The organism is Achromobacter sp. RW408 (genome assembly GCF_003184165.1).
Classification (GTDB): domain Bacteria; phylum Pseudomonadota; class Gammaproteobacteria; order Burkholderiales; family Burkholderiaceae_B; genus Achromobacter; species Achromobacter xylosoxidans.
In genome coordinates this window covers 1,337,830-1,344,305 of the sequence record NZ_QHHO01000046.1, presented here as the reverse complement: position 1 = coordinate 1,344,305, position 6,476 = coordinate 1,337,830, and the positions used below count along the sequence as shown (strand labels likewise).

At 65.4% G+C, this 6,476-nt stretch carries 5 protein-coding genes; 4 read left to right on the top strand and 1 reads right to left on the bottom strand.

From position 1 onward, the window contains the following. Nucleotides 1–60: 60 nt before the first annotated feature. Nucleotides 61–1,836 (bottom strand): M61 family metallopeptidase, encoded by a 1,776-nt coding sequence (locus DK459_RS16300; protein WP_065423239.1) that lies wholly within the window; start codon nucleotides 1,834–1,836, stop codon nucleotides 61–63. Nucleotides 1,837–1,875: 39 nt separating this feature from the next. Here DK459_RS16300 and DK459_RS16295 point away from each other — a divergent pair, with 39 nt between their 5' ends. From DK459_RS16295 to atpB, 4 genes are all read left to right on the top strand, one after another. Further along, nucleotides 1,876–2,652 (top strand): enoyl-CoA hydratase, encoded by a 777-nt coding sequence (locus DK459_RS16295; RefSeq protein ID WP_110134866.1) that lies wholly within the window; start codon nucleotides 1,876–1,878, stop codon nucleotides 2,650–2,652. A 292-nt stretch (nucleotides 2,653–2,944) separates the two neighbouring features. Next, a complete protein-coding gene (locus DK459_RS16290; RefSeq protein WP_049050859.1) occupies nucleotides 2,945–4,498 on the top strand; it encodes a DUF1254 domain-containing protein in 1,554 nt (517 codons plus the stop codon). Nucleotides 4,499–5,006: 508 nt separating this feature from the next. Then, nucleotides 5,007–5,420, top strand: coding sequence for an ATP synthase subunit I (locus DK459_RS16285; protein ID WP_110134900.1), 414 nt, complete (start codon nucleotides 5,007–5,009; stop codon nucleotides 5,418–5,420). 87 nt (nucleotides 5,421–5,507) lie between these two features. Continuing rightward, nucleotides 5,508–6,389, top strand: a complete 882-nt coding sequence (gene atpB / locus DK459_RS16280) for a F0F1 ATP synthase subunit A (protein ID WP_006386764.1) — start codon at nucleotides 5,508–5,510, stop codon at nucleotides 6,387–6,389. Nucleotides 6,390–6,476: the final 87 nt, after the last annotated feature.

The window sequence follows — 6,476 nt, the reverse complement described above, 5'->3', positions numbered from 1 at the left end:
AGAACCCCACCGCCCCAATGCAAAAAAGGCCTTCCAATAAAGAAGGCCAAAAAAAAATACTCACCCAACCGACAACACACAATCCAACGCCTCAGGCCCACTCAACCGAACCTGAAACACCCGCAACTCATCCCGCCTGAACACATGCACGCTCACGCGATCCCCCACCCGATACTGGCCCAGCAACACTTCGACGCCCGCGGCCCCCTCGACCTTCAAGCCATCGATCGCCACCAGCACATCCCCGGCCGACAGCCCGCCCCTGTGCCCGGCGCCGCCTTCCAGCACGGTCGCCAGCACCAGTGAATCCCCCTGCTTGCGCGTGCGCACATCCAGCGAAGGAATATTGACCGAGGCTTTCCATTGCAGCTTGACGCCTTGAGCGGCCAGCAGCTCCGCCAGCGGCACATCCGCCGTCCCGTAGGCATGCCGCGCAATGAAGCGCCGCGCATCCACCCCGGTCGCCTCCTTGATCAGCGCCGGCAGGCCATCCTCCGCCAACCCCTGCGCCTTGCCGCGATAGAAATCGCGCCCATACCGCTGCCACAACAGCCGCATCACATCGTCCAGCGAATGCGCGCCCGCCGACTCCTGGCGGATCAGCAGGTCCAGCCCCAGCGCCACCAGCGCGCCCTTGGTGTAATAGCTGACCAGCGCATTGGGCGAATTCTCGTCCTGCTTGTAATAGCGCGTCCACGCGTCGAACGAACTTTCCGCCACCGACTGCTTGTGGCGACCCGGCGTGCGCGCCACGCTGGTGATGGTCTTGGCCAGCAGGCGCAGGTAATCGTTCTGCGTGATCACGTTGGAACGCAGCAGCAGCAGATCGTCGTAGTAGGACGTGAACCCCTCGAACACCCACAACAGCCGCGTCAGGTCCGGCTGCGCCAGGTCGTAGGGAACGAACGCCTGCGGCTTGATGCGCTTGACGTTCCAGGTGTGGAAATACTCGTGGCTGACCAGTCCCAGGAAACCGCGATAGCCTTCGCCCTGGCCCTGCTGGCCCAGCACCGGCAGGTCCTTGCGCGCCGTCATCAGCGCCGTGCTGGCGCGGTGCTCCAGGCCGCCGTAGCCGTCGCCCGTCACCATGGTCATGAAGACATAGCGATCGCTGCTGTCCAGGAACGGCGCGCGCCTGCCGCGCGGTTCGAAGAAGGCGATCTGCGTTTCGCAGATCCTGCGCACGTCGTCGGTGATGCGGGCCAGGTCCAGGTTGGGCGCCACGCCCGTGAACACCAGTTCATGCTCGGCGCCATGCGCCGTGAAGCTCGCCACCTGCGGCGTGCCCATTTCAACGGGATGATCGATCAGCGCGTCGTAGTCCGGCGCCAGGTACAGGCCGAAGCCATGGCGGCGCGCCGCGCCCTTGTGGCCGCGGGCCTCGGGCAGGCTGGTGTAGACCTTCCAGCCATCGATGCCGCGCGGCGGCGCCAGGTCCACCAGGCAGGGCAGGTGGTCCTGCCCATGCACCCGCAGGAACACGCTGGTGCCGTTGAAGAAGCCGTGGGTTTCGTCCAGGTGCGCGCCGCGCACCGACAGGTCCCAGGCATACACCGTGTACTCCACCCGCAACGGGCCGTCGCAAGGCGCGGCCTGCCAGGTGTGATTGTCTATTTTGTCGACAGGCACGCGGCGGCTGCCCGCATGGGCCGTCAGCGACTCGATCTGGCGCGAAAAATCGCGGATCAGGTAGCTGCCCGGAATCCAGGCCGGCAGCGACAGGCGCTGGCCATCCGGCGAGGGCGCCTGGACGGTTAGGGTTATCCGGTAGCGGTGCCCCGCGGGGTCGTGGGGCGCGAGGCGGTAAAGTATGGGGAAAGCATCGGTTTTTTCCATGCGTATATCTTATTTCATCCCATCCTCTGGAGACAGGTAATGAGCGAGTCGTTTGTGCTGGTCGAAACCCGCGGCCGCGTCGGTCTGCTGACGCTGAACCGCCCCAAGGCGCTCAACGCGCTCAACGATCAACTGATGAACGAACTCGGGGCGGCGCTGCTGGCTTTCGAGGCGGACGCGGACATCGGCGCCGTGGTCATCACCGGCAGTGAAAAGGCCTTTGCCGCGGGCGCCGACATCGGCGCCATGAAAGACTGGTCGTACATGGACGTGTACGGCAGCGAATACATCACCCGCAACTGGGAAACCCTCAAGCGCATCCGCAAGCCCGTGATCGCCGCGGTCGCCGGCTACGCCCTGGGCGGCGGCTGCGAACTGGCCATGATGTGCGACATCATCATCGCCGCCGACACCGCCAAGTTCGGCCAGCCGGAAATCAAGCTGGGCGTCATCCCCGGCGCCGGCGGCACGCAGCGCCTGCCGCGCGCGGTGGGCAAGGCCAAGGCCATGGACCTGGCCCTGACCGCCCGCATGATGGGCGCCGAGGAAGCCGAGCGCGCCGGCCTGGTGTCGCGCGTCGTTGCGGCCAACAAGCTGATGGAAGAAGCCATGGACGCGGCCACCGTGATCGCGTCGATGTCGCTGCCGTCGGTCATGATGGCCAAGGAATGCGTCAACCGCGCCTTCGAGGGTTCGCTCAACGAAGGCCTGCTGTTCGAGCGCCGCGTGTTCCATTCCCTGTTCGCCACCGAGGACCAGAAGGAGGGCATGGCCGCCTTCACCGAGAAGCGCAAACCCGACTTCAAACACCGTTAATTCTTGTTACGCCCGCTCCGGCCCCCCGGGCCGGGCATGCCAGGACCAGGGCATCCGCGTTCGACGCCCTGTTTCCGACACGCGCCCACCCCGGGCGCGTTTTTCATGGCTGCGCGATTCCGCGCGGGCGTTGCGCCTTGAAACTTTTGGACAGCACCTTGTTGCAGGGATCGGCCCTATCCTGAAAAGGCGTCACTCTGAAAACGAGGTGCCGCGCCAGAGAGGCTTGCCCGAACTGGTAAGCCTCATGCGCGGCGGCTCGTCTGCAAACAATAGCAACAAGGAGCCTTGCATGCGTACTTCCCCCTTCAATCGCCGGTGGTCCGCCGCCGCGCTCGCGGGCGCGTTGAGCGTCTGCTTCGTGACCGCTACGCAAGCCCAATCGCCGCGGTCGACGCTGCGGCTGGTGTCCGAAACGCCGTATCCCGCCGCCGCCGCGCCCGCGCCGCAGATGAGCGCGCAGGAATTGCGCGACACCGCGATCGATGCGTACGTCTACGCCTATCCCATGGTGCTGATGGAACTGGCGCGCCGCAAGGCCACCGCCGTGCAGTCGCCGCTGGATGGCAAGGCGCCGATGAACCAGTTCGGGCACAAGGCCGCGTTCCCCGACCCGCGCGCCGCCGATACGCCGTGGCCCAGCGCCGACGCGCTGTATTCCAGCCTGTGGTTCGACGTGTCGCGCGCGCCGCTGATCGTGCGCTTGCCGGATACCGGCAAGCGCTACACGGTGCTGTCGGCGCTGGACATGTGGAGCGACGTGTTCGCCTCGCGCGGCACGCGCACCAACGGCCCCGGCGCCCAGTCGTTCGCCATCGTCGGCCCGAACTGGCAGGGCGCGCTGCCGCCGGGCATGGACGTGATCCACAGCCCGACCTCGACCGGCTGGCTGATCGGCTGGACCCAGACCAGCGGTCCGCAGGACTACGCCGGGGTCAACCAGATCCAGGCCAACATGACGGCCAGTCCGATGGTGGCGGCGGCGCCGGTGCCCGGCCGTCATCGTGGCGCCGGCAGCGCCTCGCCTTATCCGCAGACCGGCCCGGGCGTCGGCTCGGCCCCGATCGGCAGCGACGTGCCCATGCCGATGCCGGTGAACCTGCCGGAAGGTACGCCGGCCGAGCAGGCCGCCAGCATGGACGCCGCGTCGTTCTTCACCTTGTTCTTCGACGTGCTGCGCAACAACCCGCCGCATGCCAATGACACGCCCATGCTCGATCGCATGCGCCGCATCGGCCTGGATGGCCGCCAGCCGTTTTCGTATGGCCGCCTGAGCCCCACCGTGCAGCAGGCCCTGGCCGACGCGCAGCCGCTGGCCGGCCGCCGCATCGCCGACGGCGTGTCGCGCCTGGCCACGCCGATCAATGGCTGGAACACCGTGCTCACCGGCATCGGCACCTACGGCACCGACTACACGCGCCGCGCCGCCATCGCCTACGCCGGCCTGGGCGCGCCGACGCCGGAAGACGTGCTCTATCCGGTCACGGTGGCCGACAACAAGGGCCGCGCGCTCAACTCGAACGAAGACTACGTGCTGCACTTCGAGAAGGGCCAGCTGCCGCCGGCCAATGCCTTCTGGTCGCTGCATGTCTATAACGACAAGCACGGCTTCCCGGACAACCCCGCCAATCGCTACGCGCTGCGCAGCACCGACGACCTGAAGTACAACGCCGACGGTTCGCTCGACATCTACATCCAGCGCCGCGATCCGGGCGAGCGCAAGCGTTCCAACTGGCTGGCCACGCCGGCCGCCGATGGCCCGTTCCTGCTCAGCATGCGCCTGTACTGGCCGCAGGACGTGGCGCTGGACGGGCTGTGGGCGCCGCCGCCGGTCAAGGAAGACTGACGCGCTGCGCGCGGCCGGGCGGCGTGTGGGCGCCACCGGCCGGGCAGCTCCACGCGGCTCCTTCGGGAGTCGCATTTTTTCGTCCCGCGGGCGCGCGCTTTGGCGCGGTGGCCGACGTCATTCGCGTCCCCAATTTCCGTCCCGATGCGCCGTCCGGCCGGGCCTGTTGTCGCCTTACAAACCCCCTAAAGTTCATTTGCTTGGGCAAAAAAAAACACGCTATACTCTGCGGGTTTGACGCTTGCGGGATAAGAACACAGGGCGATGATTTCGCCGGTTCTGACAGGGGCAAGGCTCGTAATGAACGGCTGTAGGACGGCTAGTGCGCGGCTACTGATACGGCTTTTAATACGACGGCTTTAGGCGGGGAAGTTTGATGCAGCAGAACACAGTGCGGCACGAACCTGCGCGCGGTTGGGGTGGAAAGGCCCGGGACGAGTCCTGTGGAATGAACCAGTCCCTTGCGCAACAGGGCGAGGCACGCCAGGTTCTGGCGGGTCAGGATCCGGTGGACCGGGTGCTGGTTCTCAGTGACGCGGATCGCGCGGCGCTGGATGCTCAGGCGGGCCGCGGTCTCCTGTTGGCACTGGCGGCGCAAGGCGCCATGGGGCTCGCAGCAGCAGTAATAGCGGGGGTTGTCGGAGGGGCGGCGGCAGGTTGGTCGGCGCTGGCGGGGGCAGGAGCGTATTTCATACCCAATGCGTTGTTCGCATTGCGCCTGGCTGTCAGTGTTCGGGCCGGTAAAGCCAGTCCCTTTACCTTTCTCTCTGGTGAGTTGATCAAGCTGTTCGCAACGGCATTGCTGTTGTGGCTGCTTTCGCGTGTGGCGCAGGACAGCCTCGTCTGGCCCGCCGCGCTGCTGGGTCTGATACTCACCCTGAAGGGATATCTCCTGCTTTTGATGTTCCGCAAGTTGTCATAGCGCTGCCGGGTAGGTTACGGCAAACGGAATCGTGGAATCGTCCGGCTCGCAAGGGCTCGGGCATACAGCAAATAGGGTAGGATTCAAATGGCTGCTGCCAGCGACGTGTCGCCTCAGTCCGCTTATATTCAGCACCACCTGGTGCACCTGAACAATACGGGCGAAAAACAGACTGCAATTGCTCAGTTTGACATCATCAACTACGACTCGTTGTTCTGGTCCGGCCTGACGGGCCTGATCGTCATCTTCTTCCTGTGGCGCGCCGCCCGCCGCGCGACCGCCGGCGTCCCGGGCCGCTTCCAGGCCTTCGTGGAAATGATCGTCGACATGGTCGACGACCAGGCCAAGGGCATCGTCCACAATGCCAAGAGCCGCCTCTTCATCGCTCCGCTGGCCCTCACCGTGTTCCTCTGGATCATCCTGATGAACGCGCTGGACCTGCTGCCCGTCGACCTGATGCCGTCGATCTGGCGCCTGACCGGCCTGGGCGCGCACCATGGCGACCCCCTCTACTACCACCGCGTGCTGCCGACCGCCGACCTGAACGTGCCGATGGGCATGTCGCTGGGCGTGCTGCTGCTGATGTTCTACTACGGCATCAAGATCAAGCACCCGGGCGGCTTCGTCAAGGAACTGTTCACCGCGCCGTTCCATGCGCATGGCCTGGGCGCCCTCGTCCTGGCTCCGTTCAACCTGCTGCTGAACCTGATCGAATACGCCGCCAAGTCCGTGTCGCTGGGCATGCGGTTGTTCGGCAACATGTTCGCCGGCGAATTGATTTTCATGCTGATCGCCCTCTTGGGCGGTGCCTGGACCGGTTTCAACGGCGCCAGCATCGGCTTGGGAATCGGCCACGTGCTGGCCGGCTCGATCTGGGCCATCTTCCACATCCTGATCGTGTTGCTCCAGGCCTTCATCTTCATGATGCTGACCCTGGTGTACCTCGGCCAGGCGCACGAAGGCCACTGATCCCCCGAATTTCCGGCGTCGGCCACCCGGCCGGCGCTGGATAGCAAGATCATCTTGCATTGAGCAGTACCCCAATCTTTTTATTTT

What these genes read in the sequence shown, in the direction of transcription:
- DK459_RS16300 (WP_065423239.1), bottom strand. Translation starts at nt 1,836, where the DNA reads ATGGAAAAAACCGATGCTTTCCCCATACTTTACCGCCTCGCGCCCCAC.
- DK459_RS16295 (WP_110134866.1), top strand. Translation starts at nt 1,876, where the DNA reads ATGAGCGAGTCGTTTGTGCTGGTCGAAACCCGCGGCCGCGTCGGTCTG.
- DK459_RS16290 (WP_049050859.1), top strand. Translation starts at nt 2,945, where the DNA reads ATGCGTACTTCCCCCTTCAATCGCCGGTGGTCCGCCGCCGCGCTCGCG.
- atpB (WP_006386764.1), top strand. Translation starts at nt 5,508, where the DNA reads ATGGCTGCTGCCAGCGACGTGTCGCCTCAGTCCGCTTATATTCAGCAC.